At 64.1% G+C, this 14,171-nt stretch carries 10 protein-coding genes; 6 read left to right on the top strand and 4 right to left on the bottom strand.

Going from position 1 to position 14,171, the window contains the following annotated elements:
• Nucleotides 1-17 precede the first annotated feature (17 nt).
• The 3 genes from CSQ91_RS06475 (at nt 18) to CSQ91_RS06465 (ending at nt 4,598) form a co-directional block, all read left to right on the top strand.
• Nucleotides 18-2,114, top strand: coding sequence for a bifunctional 2',3'-cyclic-nucleotide 2'-phosphodiesterase/3'-nucleotidase (locus CSQ91_RS06475; RefSeq protein ID WP_099387733.1), 2,097 nt, complete (start codon nt 18-20; stop codon nt 2,112-2,114).
• Between the two features lie 56 nt (nt 2,115-2,170).
• Nucleotides 2,171-2,863, top strand: coding sequence for a tetratricopeptide repeat protein (locus CSQ91_RS06470; RefSeq protein WP_083299635.1), 693 nt, complete (start codon nt 2,171-2,173; stop codon nt 2,861-2,863).
• A gap of 298 nt (nt 2,864-3,161) precedes the next feature.
• The gene (locus CSQ91_RS06465; RefSeq protein ID WP_092604865.1) at nt 3,162-4,598 is read left to right on the top strand and encodes a catalase; all 1,437 of its coding nucleotides are present in this window, start codon (nt 3,162-3,164) and stop codon (nt 4,596-4,598) included.
• Nucleotides 4,599-4,687: 89 nt separating this feature from the next.
• Here CSQ91_RS06465 and CSQ91_RS06460 read toward each other — a convergent pair whose 3' ends face one another.
• Both CSQ91_RS06460 and CSQ91_RS06455 read right to left on the bottom strand, forming a co-directional pair.
• Nucleotides 4,688-5,035, bottom strand: coding sequence for a hypothetical protein (locus CSQ91_RS06460; protein WP_099387732.1), 348 nt, complete (start codon nt 5,033-5,035; stop codon nt 4,688-4,690).
• Nucleotides 5,036-5,205: 170 nt separating this feature from the next.
• On the bottom strand, nt 5,206-6,387 hold the full coding sequence (locus CSQ91_RS06455) for a S1 family peptidase (RefSeq protein WP_257217239.1): 1,182 nt from the start codon (nt 6,385-6,387) through the stop codon (nt 5,206-5,208).
• 256 nt (nt 6,388-6,643) lie between these two features.
• Here CSQ91_RS06455 and CSQ91_RS06450 point away from each other — a divergent pair, with 256 nt between their 5' ends.
• Genes CSQ91_RS06450 through CSQ91_RS06440 form a run of 3 tightly spaced genes read left to right on the top strand, consistent with a single transcriptional unit; the run spans nt 6,644 to nt 11,420 of the window.
• On the top strand, nt 6,644-8,608 hold the full coding sequence (locus CSQ91_RS06450; RefSeq protein ID WP_099387730.1) for a serine protein kinase: 1,965 nt from the start codon (nt 6,644-6,646) through the stop codon (nt 8,606-8,608).
• Nucleotides 8,609-8,610: 2 nt separating this feature from the next.
• Entirely contained in the window at nt 8,611-9,897 is a 1,287-nt protein-coding gene (locus tag CSQ91_RS06445; protein WP_099387729.1) for a DUF444 family protein, read from the top strand.
• Nucleotides 9,894-11,420, top strand: coding sequence for a SpoVR family protein (locus CSQ91_RS06440; RefSeq protein WP_099387728.1), 1,527 nt, complete (start codon nt 9,894-9,896; stop codon nt 11,418-11,420). Before CSQ91_RS06445 ends, CSQ91_RS06440 begins: the two co-directional genes overlap by 4 nt.
• A 150-nt stretch (nt 11,421-11,570) precedes the next feature.
• Here CSQ91_RS06440 and CSQ91_RS06435 read toward each other — a convergent pair whose 3' ends face one another.
• Complete coding sequence (locus CSQ91_RS06435) at nt 11,571-12,827, bottom strand: SDR family oxidoreductase (protein ID WP_099388590.1); 1,257 nt, start codon at nt 12,825-12,827, stop codon at nt 11,571-11,573.
• Entirely contained in the window at nt 12,827-14,143 is a 1,317-nt protein-coding gene (locus CSQ91_RS06430; protein WP_099387727.1) for a nucleotide sugar dehydrogenase, read from the bottom strand. The genes CSQ91_RS06435 and CSQ91_RS06430 overlap by 1 nt, the downstream gene beginning before the upstream one ends.
• Between the last annotated feature and the right edge of the window lie 28 nt (nt 14,144-14,171).

Here is a 14,171-nt window from a genome sequence, read left to right as displayed (position 1 = left end):
TCTCTCCGAGGGCGGTAATGAAAACAAATTGTGTCATGCTGGCGGCGCTGGCAAGCGTGGGTCTCGTTGCTTGCAACGGCAATTCGAATACGGCGCCGGCCATTCCCGAAGGCACGACGGTCACCGTGGCATTGCTGGAAACCACCGATATCCACTCGAACGTCCTCAGCTATAACTACTATGCGCTGGCCGAAGACACGAGCCTGGGCCTGGAGCGCACGTCGACCCTGATCCAGGCGGCGCGCGCGGAAAATCCGAACAACGTCTTGCTCGACGATGGCGACGTCATCCAGGGCACCTTGCTGGCCGACCTGCAAGCCGTGGCGGCGCCCGTGCCCTGCTCCGGCACGCTGGCCGTGCACAAGGCCATGAACGCGCTGAAATATGATGCGGGCGGCATGGGCAACCATGAATTCAACTATGGCTTGCCCTACCTGAGCCAGATCACCAACACGGATTTCGGCATTCCCGGTGTGGCCAAGCCGACGGGAACGTGCGGCGCGCCAGCCTTCCCTTCCGTGCTGAGCAATGTCGTCGGCGTGTCCAGCGGCAAACCCATCTTCCAGCCCTACACCCTGCTGCCCCGCGATTTCGCCGCCACGGCGCCCGATGGCAGCAAGCTGACGGTAAAAATCAATGTGGGCGTGCTGAGCTTTGTGCCGCCGCAAATCCTCGAATGGGATCAAAAAGTACTCGCTGGCAAAGTCAGCGTGACGGGCGTGCAGGAAGCGGCGAAACAATACGTGCCGGAATTGCGCAACAAGGGCGCCGACCTCGTCGTGGCCCTGTCGCATGGCGGCCTGGACACGAGCGCCTACAGTCCGAAGATGGAAAACGGCAGCTATCACTTGACCAGCACGGGCATCGACGCGCTGATGATCGGCCACTCGCACTTGATCTTCCCGAAAGGCAAGGAAGAAGGCGCGGCCGCGCTGGACGCCTCGTTTACCGCCTTCCCCGCCAGCGCGAAGATCGACGCCGTCAACGGCTTTGTGAACGGCGTGCCCACCGTCATGGCGCAAAGCTGGGGCCGGCGCTTGGGCATCATCAAGCTGACGATGGCTTATCAGGGCGGTAAATGGGTGGTGCAGCCGGCCAAGACGACGGTGGAATCGCGCGGCTTCAAGTACACCGATGGCAAGACCCTCGTAAAAGCCGACCCGGCCATCGCACCGCTGGTGGCCACCGAGCACGCAGCCACCATCGCCTACGCCAAGCAGCCGCTGGGCATCAGCACGGATTTCGAGATGTCCGCCTATTTTGCGCTGGTGGGCGACGTGAGCGCCATCCAGCTGGTGAACCAGGCGCAGCTCGACTACGTGAAGAACTTCATTGCCACCAGCACGGATGCGACCTTGTCCAGCTACAAGAACATCCCCGTCATTTCCTGCAGCGCGCCATTCAAGGCGGGCCGCAACGGGCCGTCGGACTTCACGGACGTGGCCGCTGGCGCTTCCCCGGCCGCGCCGGTCGGCTTGCAAGTGCGCAATCCGGGCGACCTGTATTTATATAGCAATAACAACCTGCAAGCCGTGAAGATCAAGGGCGCGGACTTGAAGGCGTGGCTGGAAACGTCGGCCAAACAATTCAACCAGATCGATCCGGCCAGCAGCGCCGAGCAAGACCTGGTGCCGTCGTACGGCACGATCTATAACTATGACGTGTTCTACGCGGAAAACAATGCGCTGACGTACCAGATCGACGTGACGAAAAAGCCGGGCAGCCGCATCGTCAACCTCACGTACAAGGGTGCGGCGGTGGCCGATGGCGATGACTTCATCGTCGCCACCAACGACTACCGCGCCGGTGGCGGCGGCGCCGTGCCTGGCATCGATGGCAGCAAGACCATCATCAAGTCGCCCGATGCGAACCAGGCCGTGGTCAGCAACTACCTGGCGTCGCTCAGCACCAAGGGCGGCAAGGTCACGCTGGCGGCCAATGGCAGCGCGCGCAGCTGGAGCTTCGTCAAGACGGCCACGGCCGGTCCCGTGATCCTGCGCTCGGCGCCGGGCCATCTGGCGCTGGCGCAAGGCAGCGGCATCAGCAACGTGGCGGCCGAAGGCGGCCTCGACGCCAGCGGCTTTGCCAAGTACCGCATCGACCTGAGCAAATAAGGTCCATGGGCCGGAACTGCGGCAGTTCCGGCCTGTTTTGATGAAAGGTAATCCCAATGAAACACGCACTTTCCCTCCCCGCCGTCGTGCTGGCTGCAGCCCTGGCCGCCTGCCAGGCGTCGCCACCGCCCACGGCGGCGGAAATCGAAGCCGTCGCCATGCATGCGCGCCAGGCGGGCGACCACCAGGCCGAGCGCAAGGTCCGCAGCTGGGCCGGCAAGGACATGCCCGTCGCCGAGCGCGAACTGGCGCTGATTTACCAGCCCCGTGCCGAACGCCGCGCCGAAGCCCTGGCCTTGTTCGAACAGGCGGCCCGCGCCGGCGACACGGAAGCGGCCTTCGAACTGGGCCAGATGCTGCGCGCGGCCACGCCGGCCCAAGCCTGGCTGTGGTACCGGCAAGCGGCGCAGCAAGGCCATGCGAAGGCGGCATTGATGCTGGGCTTGCTGGCGGCGAATGGCGAAGGCGTGCCGAAAGATCAAGGTGAAGCGGCGCGCTGGCTGGACAAGTCCAGCGAACTGGGCAATCCACACGCCATGTTCCTGCTGTACAACGCCTACCGCGAAGGCCGCGGCGTGCCGCGCGACCTGGCGAAAGGCCGCGAATTGCTGGAGGAAGCGGCCCACCATGAATACCCGCCCGCCATCCAGGAACTGGCCATGACGGTGCAGGCGGACGACGCCCTGCGCGCCGGCCACCTGATGAAGGAAGCGACGGAGCACCGGCATAACAATTGGAACCGTTTTTAAAAAACCGGGTTTTAAAATCTGGACAAAAGGCCAGTGGCGCGAGCTAGGCCGGCCTTTATATACTTGTAACTTGCAAGCGTGCGGGAGCGGCAGCCATTCAGCGCTTATGATACAAGGATGCCGCCTGTGCTTGCATGGGCGGCGTGGCAAGCCGTCTCGCACAAAAAGGTTTACACTGAAATTGCATTTTAGAAATTTTACTCTGGACCAGCCCCGGTGAGTGTTCATTCAACCCAGCCAGTGTTTGAGTAGCGCCGGTGCGTCCATTGCTCTGCCTAGCCATGAAAGAAAGAGTCCAATGAAAAAGCTGACCACCGCCTTTGGCGCGCCTGTAGTCGACAACCAGAACATCCAGACGGCGGGCCCACGCGGCCCCGCCCTGCTGCAAGATGTGTGGTTCCTGGAAAAGCTGGCCCACTTCGACCGCGAAGTCATTCCCGAGCGCCGCATGCATGCCAAGGGTTCCGGCGCGCACGGCACGTTTACCGTCACGCACGATATCACGCGCTACACGCGCGCGAAAATCTTTGGCGAAGTGGGCAAGAAAACGCCGATGTTCGCGCGCTTTTCCACGGTAGCCGGCGAACGGGGCGCGGCGGACGCGGAACGCGATATCCGCGGCTTCGCCCTGAAGTTCTACACGGAAGAAGGCAACTGGGACCTGGTCGGCAACAATACACCCGTGTTTTTCATGCGCGACCCATTGAAATTTCCCGATTTGAATCACGCCATCAAGCGCGACCCGCGCACGGGCTTGCGCAGCGCCAACAGCAACTGGGACTTCTGGACCTCGCTGCCCGAAGCCCTGCACCAGGTCACGGTGGTGATGAGCGACCGTGGCTTGCCGCGCAGCTTCCGCCACATGCACGGCTTCGGCAGCCATACCTTCAGCTTCCTGAATGCGCAAAACGAGCGTTTCTGGGTCAAGTTCACCTTTAAAACCCAGCAAGGGATTCAAAACCTGACGGATGCCGAAGCAGAGGAACTGGTGGGCAAGGACCGCGAAAGCTCGCACCGCGACCTGTACGAGAGCATCGAAAACAAGGATTTCCCCCGCTGGACCCTGTATGTGCAGATCATGCCGGAAAAAGAGGCAGGCACCTATCACCTCAACCCGTTTGACCTGTCGAAAGTATGGCCGCACGGCGACTATCCGCTGATCGAAGTGGGCGTGCTGGAACTGAACCGCAATGCGGACAATCACTTTGCCGAAGTGGAACAAGCCGCCTTCAACCCGGCCAACGTGGTGCCAGGCATCAGCTTTTCGCCGGACAAGATGCTGCAAGGCCGGCTGTTTTCGTATGGCGACGCGCAGCGCTACCGCCTCGGCGTAAACCACAGCCATATCCCTGTCAACGCGCCGAAATGCCCGTTCCACAGCTATCACCGCGACGGCCAGATGCGGGTCGACGGCAACCAGGGCGGAACCTTGGGCTATGAACCGAACAGCGAGCAGGAATGGGCCGAGCAGCCCGATTTCCGCGAACCGCCGCTGAGCATCGAAGGCGCGGCCGACCACTGGAACCACCGTGTCGACGAGGATTACTATTCGCAGCCGCGTGCCCTGTTCCGCCTGATGACGCCGGCACAGCAGCAAGCCTTGTTCGACAACACGGCGCGCGCCATCTCGGGCGCTTCGGAACAAGTCAAGCAACGCCACATCGGCAACTGCACCCTGTGCGACCCTGCCTATGGCGCGGGCGTGGCTGAAGCGATCGGCCGCCTGAGCAAATAAGGCGGGCGGATAAGCGAAGCCGAAGGCCTGGCAACAGGTCTTCCTGCGGCTATGCGCAGCCCGGCGGCCTAGCCGTCGGGCTCGCCTACCTACCAGCGTTGGATATCGATCTGGCCCGTGATGCTCGTCTCCACCGGATAGCCCTCGACCTGCAACGGTACGCGCCGCTTGACGGACGAGTCGCGCAAATATACGACGAGCGCTTCCTTGCCCACGGCCGTCTGCCCCAGGCTGACGCCTTCCACGCCATCGATCGCCATCAGCGCCCGCTCGTTGCGCCGCTTTGCCGCTTCCAGGCGGCCCGGGGGCGCGGCAGGGGCGTAGTATCCCTGGCCCGCGCCGCCCATTCCCTGTCCAGAGGCATCATCCGGCAAATACGGCATGGCGGCGTCCTCGAAGACGGCATGGGGCGATTGTGCGAATTTACTGTTTGACATAACAGACCCTCCTGATGCATTCCATGATACACCCGGCCATCCGGCGTTGCAGCACGCTTCGCCGGCCAGTACCATGCGTGGCTGCTGCCCTTGACAAATATCATCATCGTGCAAAAGACAGCGTTATGCAAGGCGGCGCAACGCCGCCGCGCCATGCCCTTGCAGCGTGCTCAGGTGTATAAATTGATGTCGAGCGCCACCACCACCCGCCGCATCTGGTTGGCAAACGTGATATTGCCGCCACCGGCAAACAGCAGGCCGACGGGATTGCGCTGCTGGTTCCACGTCCAGATGGACGAGCCGGAATCGCCGCCCGCGCTGAATGCGCCGCTGACGCCCGTGATGGCGATCTGGTCCTGGAACAGGGCGATCCTGCCGCCGCCGTAATTGACGTTGATGGTAGCGCCCAGGCCCGTGATGCGGCCCTGCGTCAGCTGTGTCGTGCGACCGGACTTGCCAACCATCATGCCCAGCGCGGGCGCCACCAGCGCATTGCTGATGCGGAAATACGCCGGCACGCCGCCGCTCAGGTAGACCAGTTCGGGTCGCACGCGGTCTGGCCAGGCCCAGCCGGTGGCGCAATCGACGAAGTTGACGCCGCCGCTGAAATTGATGGGCACGAAGCGCTCGAGCACGGCCACCTGGTCTTGCGGGCAGCGGCCGCCATCGATGGGGCCCGGCTGCACGATGCAGTCGTTGAACACGCCGCCATTGGAATTGGCCAGCACGTGATTATTGCTAAGAATCATCAAACGACTGTTGCGCGGCGCGCTGCGCCCCACGGCCAGGCAGCCGATGGTGCCGGCCGTGATGCGGAAATGCCCGACCGACACGCCGCCCGGCGCAGGGCGCAAACGGAAGCGGTGCGGTTGCGCATCGATCACGCCCGTGACGACGATGTTGACGGGCACCCTGTCGCTGGACACGGCGCGCACGCCCATGGCCCCAACGATGGCGGCCTTGGCGCGGTCGACGGAAGTGGGTTCGGCCACGTACAGGGTCAGGGCCGGCAAGCCCGGTTCGCCGGACGAACTGTCGCTGGCGCCCTCGCCCAGGCCGATGGACACGCCCTGGATATTGCCGCCGTCGCTGAAGGCGTCGGCCGCACGCACGCCGCCCGCCTGGGAAATGCTTTGGCGCATGCCGTCTTCGATGCTGCGCTTGATTTCCAGCAATTCCATGCTGACGCCGCTCAAGGCGTCGGGCACGTCCGAGACGGACGCGCTCTCGATCGTATTATCGTCTTCGCCAGGGGCGGAAAATTGGCCGACGGCCTCTTCATCGTCCGCGCTTTGTCCCCTGCCGCTGCCGCCAGGCGGGGCACTGAAACCATTCTCGTTGCCTATCATCATGTTCTCCTCGTGGGTCGCCGCAAACCATCAGTCTGGACGGACCGCGCCGGCCGGTATTGATCTGGATTGAACTGCGCTGGCGCATGGCGGCCCTGCCCCAACGGGGGCAGCGAGGATAAAAATAGTTCCCTCGTCAAGGTTGAGCGAGATCAGGCGTGCGGCCAGAGGTGGCGCCGTATACTTGGCTGACAGGCTGGAACCGGGCCTGCTCCACGGCAGCAACGGTATGGATGGGGAAACAATGACGAGCCCTGGTATGACACGCCACGACGACGCGCCTGCGGGCGAGCAAGCAGGCCAGCATGCGGGTTTTGTGCACGGCATGGCGGCCTGGGCGGCAAAGCACCGCATCCGCCCATGGGGCGGCAGTTTTGCCGATTTCATCGAGCAGATCCTGCCCGGTCGCGCGGCCCTGCTGACGCGCAGCGCGCACCAGTACCTGTGGGACATGATGCGCTGGAACGGCCAGACCGATGACAACGGGCGCTTCCGCTGCCGCCTGTTCGACGACGAGCTGTTCGGCATCGACGAGGCGATCGACCGGGTTGCCGCCTATTTCAAGGCAGCCGCTGCCGGTTCCGAGGTGGGGCGGCGCATGTTGCTGTTGCTGGGCCCGCCGTCGGGCGGCAAGTCGACCATGGTGATCCTGCTCAAGCGGGGCCTGGAAGAATACAGCCACAGCAGCGAAGGCGCGCTGTACGGCATCGCCGGCTGTCCCGTGCACGAATCGCCGCTGCATCTGGTGCCGCACAGCATGCGCGCCGACTTTCGCGCCAGCTATGATGCCGAGCTGCAGGGCGAACTGTGCCCCCATTGCCGCGCCCGCCTGGAAGAACAGTACGCAGGCGATTTCCTGCGTATGCCCGTCGAGCGCATCCACCTGTCCGAGGCGGGCCGCTGCGGCATCGGCACGTATGCGCCGCACGATCCCACCACGGCCGACCTGGCCGACCTGGTCGGTTCCGTCGACCTGTCGAAAGTGGCGCAGTACGGCGACGAAGGCGATCCGCGCGCCTGGTCGTGGTCCGGCGCGGTATACGCGGCCAGCCGCGGCATGCTGGAAATGATCGAGATCCTCAAGGTCAAGCGGGAATTCCTCTATTTACTATTGACCCTGACGCAGGAAAAGAATGTCAAGGTGTCGCGCTTTCCCCTGATCTATCTGGACGAAACCATCCTCGCGCACACGAATCTGGCCGAATTTCGCAAATTCCTGCAAGAAAGCGAAAACGAGGCGCTGCTCGACCGCATGGTCATCGTGCAAGTGCCGTACACGCTCAATTACCGCGAGGAAGCACGCATCTACCGCAAGTTGATCCTGGCGGCCGCGCCCGCCTTCCGCGACGTACACCTCGATCCGCACGTGCTGCATGCGGCGGCCGTGTTTGCCATCCTCAGCCGTCTGCCCGAAGGCGAGGACAAGGAGGCCGAGCTGGTCAAGAAACTGCGCATCTACGCCGATGAAGACGTGGACGACTTGCAGCCGGCCGACATCCGCCGCATGCGCGAGCGCGACAAGGCGCCCGACGAGGGCCTGTCGGGCGTGTCGCCCCGTTTCGTCATCAATGCCCTGTCGCACGCCATCATTTCCGCCCAGCGCAACAGCCTGTCCACCATGGACGTGCTGCTGGCCCTGAAGGACGGCATTGAAAACGATGCGCGCATCGAACCACGGCGCAAGCGCAAGTGGGTCGATTACCTGGTGCTCACGCGCAAGGATTTCTATAACCGCTGGGTCAAGGCTGACGTGCACAAGGCCCTGTTCGTGTCGTTCGAGCAAGAAGCGCAAGACTTGCTGAACAAATATCTCGATGAAGTCGAAGCCATGCTCGACAACCGCCAGATCCGCGATCCCATCACCAGCGAAGAGCGCCGTCCCGACGAACGGTTCCTGCGCGCCGTGGAAGAAAAAATCCACATCAGCGACTCGGGCAAGCAATCTTTCCGACAAGAAGTGGTCCGCAAGGCCATGAGCGCCTTCAAGCGGGGCGAGCCATTTGGCCTGGGCAGCCATGCGCAACTGCACGACGCCATCCAGCAATACCTGTTCGAGCAGCGGCGCGACGTGCTGCGTCTGGTCGGCTCGGCCAAGCGCCCCGATGACGACGTGCGGTCCAGGATTTCGGCCGTCGAGCAGCGCCTGGTCGACGAATACGGCTATGACGCCCATAGCGCGCGCGAAGCGCTCAACTACGTAACCACCTTGCTGGCGCAGGAATAGCCATGTCCGCCACGACCTCGCCAGGCAACGGCAATCAGCATGGCCCTCCGGCACGGGATGGCCGCGCAGGCTCGCCAGCCACGGCAAGCAAGGTGCATTCCGCCGGCGCGACAGCGCCAACGGGCCCCGCGCCTGCCCTGGCCCAGCCGTGGTACGGGCTGTTCTCGCGCGGCGCGCGCGACTGGCTGCGCCACAACCAGAAAGTGCGCGACGCCGTGCAGGCGCACTTGCCCGAGCTGATCGCCACGCCTGACCTGATCGGCGGGCCGCAGCAACGCACGGTGCAAGTGCCCATGCGCCTGCTTGAACATGCGCATTTCCGCCTGGCGCCCGCGCGCAGCAGCGTGGGCGCGGGCCAGGGTGGCGGCCAGCCCGGCGATCTCCTGCGCGCGGCCCGCCCCGCCGCCACGGGTGGGGCGGGAACGCAAGGCGAAGGCGGCGATGGCGAGGGCGCGGTGCGCCTGCTGCTCGAGTTTCCCATCGACGATATTCTCGACTGGCTGTGGGACGCCTTCGAGCTGCCGCATCTGAAGCCGCGCCACCTGGGCGCCATCGACGAAGTCCGGCTCGTGCGTAGCGGCCTGGATCGTCATGGCGCCCGTTCGCGCCTGGACCGGCGGCGCACCGTCAAGGAAGCCATCAAGCGGCGCGCCTTGCAAACGCAGCCCGTGCCCTTCACCAATGACGACTTGCGCTACCGCCAGGTGCTGCCACAGCCCCGCCCCAGCGCGAATGCCGTCGTGTTTTTCGTGCTGGACGTATCGGCCAGCATGGCGCAGGCCGAGCGCAAGCTGGCCAAATCCTTCTTTTTCTTTGCCTTGCAGGGCTTGCGCCGCAGATATGTGCGCGTGGAAACACGCTTTATCGCCCATACGACGCGGGCGTGGGAGTTTTCCGAAGCCGAGTTCTTCCAGGTCAACGGCATGGGCGGCACCATGGCTTCCACCGCCTTTCGCCTGAGCCGGGAGCTGCTGCAGGAACACTACGCGCCGGGACGCTACAACGCCTATCTGTTCTATGCTTCCGATGGCGAGAATTTCAGCGAAGACCGGGGAGCGACCAGCCTGGTCCTGGGCGAACTGGGCACCTTGCTCAACTATATGGGCTATGTGGAAACCGTGCCTGGCGTGCCGCGCAGCCTGGAAACGGAAATGCACAGCCTGTGCGCCGAGCAGGAACGGCGCGGCTTGCCCTTGCACAGCAGCATCCTCAGCAAAAATGACGATATCTGGGCGGCCATCCGCACCTTTTTCCAGCACGAGGCGGCAGAAACGGAGGAACCGCCATGACCCGGACTGACGCTCAGCGCCACGACGACACGGCCAATACGGCAGACATAGCCAGCCTGGACGGCTACGCGACGCGCATTGAGGCGCTGGCGCGGGAACTGGGGCTGGCATTTGCACCCGTCGAGTTCGAGCTGGTGCCGGACAGCTTCATGGCCGAGATCGCCATCTATGGCTTGCCCGTGCGCATGCGCCACTGGTCGTTCGGCGTGCGCTACATCCACCAGCTCGTGCATCAAAAGATGGGTAACTCGCATATGTTCGAAGTCATGTTCCCCGGCGACCCTTGCCATGCCTACATGGCCGAACACAATTCCGTGGCGGAAAACACCCTTGTCACAGCGCATGTGCTGGGCCACGCCGACTTTGCCAGCCGCAATGCCCTGTTCCTGCGTTTCGGCGCCATGGCGGGCCAGCATATCCTGGAACAAAGCGCGGCACGGGCACAGCGTCTCGAAATGGCGCTGCAACGCCACGGGCAGGAACAGGTGGAAGCCGTGCTCGACGCGGCACTGGCGCTGGAACAGCATGTGGACATCCACGCCGAGCTGCACCGCCCGCCCTATGCGGCATCCGGGCCAGCCTGCTTGGCGGGTACGCGCGACAGGACCAGCGACGACGCTCCTTTTGCACGGCGCTACCGGCGCCTGCCCGGCGAAGCGGTCGCGCGGGCGGCGCACGAGGCGGCACGGGCACGCGTGACGCAGCGCCCGCTCCTGCCGCCGCAGCACGAATACGATTTATTATGGTTCATCGCGCAATATGCGCCGGAGCTGGCCGACTGGGAGCGCGACATTTTCCTGGCCGTGCGCGAAGAGTCGTTTTACTTCTATCCCGTGTACGCCTGCCAGATCATGAACGAAGGCTGGGCCTCGTACTGGCATGCGCGGCTGCTGCGCGAAGCCGACTTCCTGCCGCCGGCCTTGTATCTGTCCGCCATCAAGTCGCATTCGGACGTGGTGCGCCCTTACGCGGGCGAGCACCAGCAGGCGCTGGCCGTCAATCCCTATCACCTGGGCTTTTGCATGTGGGAACACATCATCGAGCGCGAAGGATTGGCGCGGGCGCGCCAGATTTGCCGCGACGACGATGACTGCAGTTTCATACGCAACTATCTAGACGGCGAACTGGCTGACCGCCTGGGCCTGTTCGTGCATGAAAGCCGCCGCGATGGCGAAACGCGCCTGGCCAGCCGCGACTTGCGGGCCATCCGCGAAGCCATCCTGGCGCCCAAATACAACTATGGCGCGCCCTGCATCGCCGTGACCCTGCTCAATGACGACGGCAGCCTGGTGCTGCGCCACGATCACCAGCGCGACGGGCGCGGCCTGGACCTGGAGCGGGCGGAACAGGTGCTGACCTACATCGCCCGCGTCTGGCGCCGCCCCGTCACCCTGCATACGGCCGATTTCCGCGGCACGCCCCGGGTTCTGCGCAGCAAGACCGACGGCGTACCGGAGCCGCCCGAACCGGCAGCGTCATCAACAACGTCAACAACGCCGACAGCGCCGCCCGTGCAACGCTAGACGACAGGAGGCCGGGTGGATATCAAGCATATGTTTCGGGCATATATATGTATATATATATATATATATATATGTATCGGGCATGTGTATCAGACGCGTGGATCCGACCAGGATCGGACACCGGCTACGGAAGTCAGCTGCGCGCCCACCTCAGGTGCGGCCAGCCTGCGCCACATACCAGGCGATGGTATGCCGCAAGCCTTGCGCCAGGTTGTGCGTGGGTACATAGCCGAGCAAACGGGCCGCCTTGGCGATGTCCGCCTGCGAATGGCGCACGTCGCCGGCGCGAAACTCGCCGTACCGCGGCGCCTGCTGCACGTGCTGCGGGCAGACGGCCAGCAGCATCTGCTGCATGGTGGCGTGCAGCTGCGTCAGGCTGGTGCGGGCGTTGACGGCCACGTTGTAGACCTGGTTCACGGCCGTCGGGTCGGTGCCGGTGGCGGCGAGGATATTGGCTTGCACGGCATTGTGCACGAAGCAGAAGTCGCGGCTGGTGGCGCCGTCGCCATGGATGTGCACGGCCTGGTTGTCCAGCATGGCGGCGATCCAGCGGGGAATGACGGCCGCGTAGGCACCCAGCGGATCCTGGCGCGGACCGAAGACATTGAAATAGCGCAGTCCCACCGTCTGCATGGCGTAGCAGCGCGCATACACTTGCGCATACAGTTCGTTGACATATTTACTCAAGGCATATGGCGACAGGGGCGCGCCGATGTGCTGTTCCACTTTCGGCAAGGCCGGATGGTCGCCATACGTGGCGCTGGAAGCCGCGTACACGAAGCGCCGCACGCCCGCGTCGCGGGCGGCGGCCAGCATGTTCAGGAAGCCGCTGACATTGACGGCGTGGCATAGCAGCGGGTCTTCCAGCGAACGCGAAACGGAACCGAGCGCCGCCTGGTGCAGCACATAGTCGACGGTGACGCCGACGCTGGCGACGGCGGCGACGGGTCCGTCCGGACCGGCACGGCCGCATCCGGCCAAGCTGCCGCTGGGGCCGCTGCCACCATCGGCAGCGCTTGTCTCACCATCGGCTTCACTGCCGCCGAGGCCGATGCCTGCGGCTTGCGGCGGCACAGCACACGCGCGCGCGCACGCCTGCGGGTCGCGGATATCGCCTTCGATGAAGGTGAAACGCCGCCACGCCTGTTCGCCCACGCTGGCGCGCACCAGTTCCAGGTTGTGCCGGTGGCCTGTCATGAAATTGTCGAGCCCGCGCACTTCCTGGCCCAGGTGCAGCAAGGTTTCCAGCAGGTGCGAACCGATGAAGCCGGCCACGCCCGTCACCAGCCAGCGGCGCGGTGCGCTGGACAGCCGCGCGCAGGCTTGCGCGTAGGCGCCGGCAGCCGGGCTGCCAGCAGTGGCGCCTTGCGCTGTGTTTGCAGCCCGGTCGAAGGCATCGGCCGCCATCACAGCCGCCATACGTGCAGGCCGCCATCCTCGAGCGGACGGGGGTCGAAATGCGATTTGATATCGATGAAGCAGCCGTTTTCCTGCACCTTGGCCTGGAAGTCGGCCAGCGGGCGGGCCAGCAGGGCCTGGTGCGAAACGGCGCTGATGATGGCCTCGGCCCGCGGCAGCTGCTCCCAGCTTTCCAGCGATAGACCGTATTCTTCCAGCGCTTCGCGGCCATCGGCGACGGGATCGTGCACATGCACCTGCACGCCGTACGATTGCAGTTCGTGGATCATGTCGACCACTTTCGAGTTGCGCAGGTCCGGGCAATTTTCCTTGAAGGTCAGGCCCAGCACGTTCACATGCGAGCCCTTCAATTTGAAGCCGGCGCGCACCATTTCCTTGATGGTTTTTTCCGCCACGAACTTGGCCATGCCATCGTTGATGCGGCGCCCGGCCAGGATCACGTGCGGGTGGTAGCCGAGCATTTCCGCCTTGTGCGTCAAATAGTATGGGTCGACGCCGATGCAGTGGCCGCCCACCAGTCCGGGCCGGAACGGCAGAAAATTCCATTTCGTGCCCGCCGCCTGCAGCACTTCCAGGGTATCGATGCCGATGCGGTCGAAGATGATGGCCAGCTCGTTCATCAGCGCGATATTCAGGTCGCGCTGCGTGTTTTCGATCACCTTGGCCGCCTCGGCCACGCGAATGCTCGAGGCCCGGTGCACGCCGGCCTCGACCACGCCTTCGTACAGGGTGGCCACCTTGTCCAGGGTGGCCGCATCGTCGCCCGAGACCACCTTGCGGATGCTGTGCAGCGTATGGTCCCTGTCGCCCGGGTTGATGCGCTCCGGTGAAAAGCCCACATGAAAGTCTTCTTTCCAGCGCAGGCCCGAATGCTGCTCGAGGATCGGGATGCAGATTTCCTCGGTGGCGCCCGGATACACGGTGGATTCGTAGATGACGATGGCGCCGCGCCGCATGTGGCGGCCGACGGCCGCGCTGGCGCCGGCCAGGGCCGAGAAATCGGGATTGTGCGCGCTGTCGACGGGCGTGGGCACGGCCACGACGATGAAATCGGCCAGTTGCAGCTCGGCCGGATCGCAGCCTACGCTCAGCCATTGCGCGGCCAGCAACTGTTCATGGCTGACTTCGCCCGTCGGGTCGATGTGGCGCTGGTAGCTTTCCACCTTGCGGACCGACAAGTCAAAGCCGATCGTGCGCTGGCGCATGCCAAACGCCACGGCCAGTTGCAGGCCCACATAACCGAGCCCCACCACCGCCACCACGCCTGTCCCGCTCTCCACCTTGCTATCCACATTGCTGTCCATATGCCTGTGCTCCGAATGGTTGCGGCCT

Origin of the sequence: Janthinobacterium sp. BJB301 (assembly GCF_002735685.1) — a bacterium.
Lineage (GTDB): Bacteria > Pseudomonadota > Gammaproteobacteria > Burkholderiales > Burkholderiaceae_D > Janthinobacterium > Janthinobacterium lividum.
Note: the sequence above shows the minus strand (reverse complement) of the source record. Positions and strands in the feature narration are given on the sequence as shown.

What these genes read in the sequence shown, in the direction of transcription:
- CSQ91_RS06475 (WP_099387733.1), top strand. Translation starts at nt 18, where the DNA reads ATGAAAACAAATTGTGTCATGCTGGCGGCGCTGGCAAGCGTGGGTCTC.
- CSQ91_RS06470 (WP_083299635.1), top strand. Translation starts at nt 2,171, where the DNA reads ATGAAACACGCACTTTCCCTCCCCGCCGTCGTGCTGGCTGCAGCCCTG.
- CSQ91_RS06465 (WP_092604865.1), top strand. Translation starts at nt 3,162, where the DNA reads ATGAAAAAGCTGACCACCGCCTTTGGCGCGCCTGTAGTCGACAACCAG.
- CSQ91_RS06460 (WP_099387732.1), bottom strand. Translation starts at nt 5,035, where the DNA reads ATGTCAAACAGTAAATTCGCACAATCGCCCCATGCCGTCTTCGAGGAC.
- CSQ91_RS06455 (WP_257217239.1), bottom strand. Translation starts at nt 6,387, where the DNA reads ATGATGATAGGCAACGAGAATGGTTTCAGTGCCCCGCCTGGCGGCAGC.
- CSQ91_RS06450 (WP_099387730.1), top strand. Translation starts at nt 6,644, where the DNA reads ATGACACGCCACGACGACGCGCCTGCGGGCGAGCAAGCAGGCCAGCAT.
- CSQ91_RS06445 (WP_099387729.1), top strand. Translation starts at nt 8,611, where the DNA reads ATGTCCGCCACGACCTCGCCAGGCAACGGCAATCAGCATGGCCCTCCG.
- CSQ91_RS06440 (WP_099387728.1), top strand. Translation starts at nt 9,894, where the DNA reads ATGACCCGGACTGACGCTCAGCGCCACGACGACACGGCCAATACGGCA.
- CSQ91_RS06435 (WP_099388590.1), bottom strand. Translation starts at nt 12,827, where the DNA reads ATGGCGGCCGATGCCTTCGACCGGGCTGCAAACACAGCGCAAGGCGCC.
- CSQ91_RS06430 (WP_099387727.1), bottom strand. Translation starts at nt 14,143, where the DNA reads ATGGACAGCAATGTGGATAGCAAGGTGGAGAGCGGGACAGGCGTGGTG.